General features: G+C 73.8%; 2 protein-coding genes. One reads left to right on the plus strand and one right to left on the minus strand.

Features of this window, described 5'->3' with window-relative positions; translation table 11 throughout:
• The coding region (locus tag FNQ90_RS21410; protein ID WP_228471455.1) for a Fic family protein at nt 1-523 on the plus strand (523 nt) is incomplete at its 5' end.
• A gap of 405 nt (nt 524-928) precedes the next feature.
• Here FNQ90_RS21410 and FNQ90_RS21415 read toward each other — a convergent pair.
• Nucleotides 929-1,762: an HAD family hydrolase gene (locus FNQ90_RS21415; RefSeq protein ID WP_182607855.1), complete on the minus strand. Its 834-nt coding sequence runs from the start codon at nt 1,760-1,762 to the stop codon at nt 929-931.
• Nucleotides 1,763-1,913: the final 151 nt, after the last annotated feature.

Below are 1,913 nucleotides of genomic sequence, written 5' to 3' on the forward strand. Positions count from 1 at the left end.
CGGCGGGACCGGCGGGGCCGGTGCCGACGAGAAGAGCGGCGGCGGATCGGACGCGGGGGCCGACCGGATCGGCCGACCCCGACTGTCCGGCGAGCCCGTCGCGGACGGTGAGCGGGACGCAGGTGACCTCCCGCTGCCCGACGCCGGGGAGGCGTCCACCCGTCTCGCCGCGCTGCGGGACCTGATCACCGCCGGCTCCTCCGCCCCGGTGCTCGTGCAGGCCGCGGTGGTGCACGGGGAACTGTTGGCGCTTCGCCCCTTCGGCTCCCGCAACGGCATCGTGGCCAGGGCCGCCTGCCGCATCGTGCTCACCGGCGGCGGCCTGGACCCGGGCGCGGTCGCGCCGGCGGAGGTCGGTTTCGCGGAACAGGGCCCGGACGCCCACCACGCGGCGCTGGCCGAGTACGCCTCGGGAACCGCGGAGGGGGTCGCCCGGTGGATCGCCCACTGCGGGCGCGCGGTGGAACTGGGGGCCCGGGAGTCCGTGGCGGTGTGCGAGGCGCTTCAGCGCGGCGCCGCCTGAGGGCACCCGCGCCCGCGGCCGGTCGCGCCGGGCCCGCACACGGAAGCGGCGGCGACGCGTGAGCGTCGTCGCCGCGGGACACGCGCACCGGGTGATCAGGCGTGCGATTCCGAAGTGCCCACCGGGGGGAGTTCCGTGCCCCTCTCCCCGATGCGGCGGCCCTGTCGCGGGTCGGCTGCGCGTGGGTGCCCGATGATCACATGTCCGTTGTTCCGGGTCGCCGACGGGATCGGTGACGACTCCGTCGGGGCCCTCGACCCTCCGGGGTCGATACCTCCTTTGTACTCCCCTCCGACCATGATCGGAAGCGGGGAAAGGTGATAAAAGGGACGAATCGTGGAAAGGGGGTCGAACGGCGACCCGCCGGGACCACCGGCCGGGCCCACCGGCGCCCGGCCGGGACCGTCAGCCGCCGGCGCGGGCCGACCGTTCCCGCGCCCACCACCAGCGCGCCACCAGCGCCGCCCCCACGGCGGCACCCAGCGCCAGACCCACCGCCAGCGCGGGCCGGGTCGGCGGGACCGACATCCTCCGGCGCAGCGGTACCGGACGGTTGAAGGCCAGGACCGGCCAGTCCCGGGCCAGGGCCTCCCGGCGCAGCGCGCGGTCGGGGTTGACCGCGTGCGGCATGCCGACCGCCTCCAACATCGGCACATCGGTGATCGAATCGCTGTAGGCCCAGCACCGCTCCAGGTCGTAGCCCCGCGTCTCGGCCAACTCGCGGACGGCCTCCGCCTTGGTCGGTCCGTAGGCGTAGTACTCGATCTCGCCGGTGTAGCGGCCCTCCTCGACCACCATCCGGGTCGCCACCACCCGGTCGGCGCCCAACAGCGCGCCGATGGGCTCGACGACCTCGGCACCGGAGGTGCTGACGATCACGATCTCCCGGCCGGCGGCCCGGTGCTCGGCGATCAGGGCCGCGGCCTCGGCGTAGACGAACGGGTCGATCATCTGGTGCAGGGTCTCGGCGACGATCTCCCGGACCTGCTGGACGTTCCACCCGCGACACAGTGCCGAAAGCATCTTCCGCATGCGTTCGGTCTGTTCGTGGTCGGCGCCCCCGACCAGATAGACGAACTGGGCGTAGGCGGTGCGCAGCACGGCCCGGCGGTTCATCAACCCGCCCCGGTAGAAGGGGCGGCCGAACGCCAGGGTGCTCGACTTGGCGATGACCGTCTTGTCGAGATCGAAGAAGGCCGCCGTGCGCGGGCGCGGGGGATTTTCCACGCGCCCGAGCATAATCGCCCGCCATTCGGCGTACCCGGGGCCGTCCCGGTTTGCCTATCGGGCCCATCGGGTACACCATGGAAGTCACGGATCGTTCGCGACCGTGCAACCCGGTTCGGCTCCTACCCCCCCCGGAGCCGACCGCGGAAGACGACCCCCGCTC

The sequence above is a fragment of the Streptomyces alkaliphilus genome, from assembly GCF_014141535.1.
Taxonomy (GTDB): domain Bacteria; phylum Actinomycetota; class Actinomycetes; order Streptomycetales; family Streptomycetaceae; genus Streptomyces; species Streptomyces alkaliphilus.

Bases quoted from the DNA above. Each gene is read 5' to 3' on its own strand.
- FNQ90_RS21415 (WP_182607855.1), bottom strand. From the start codon at position 1,762: ATGCTCGGGCGCGTGGAAAATCCCCCGCGCCCGCGCACGGCGGCCTTC.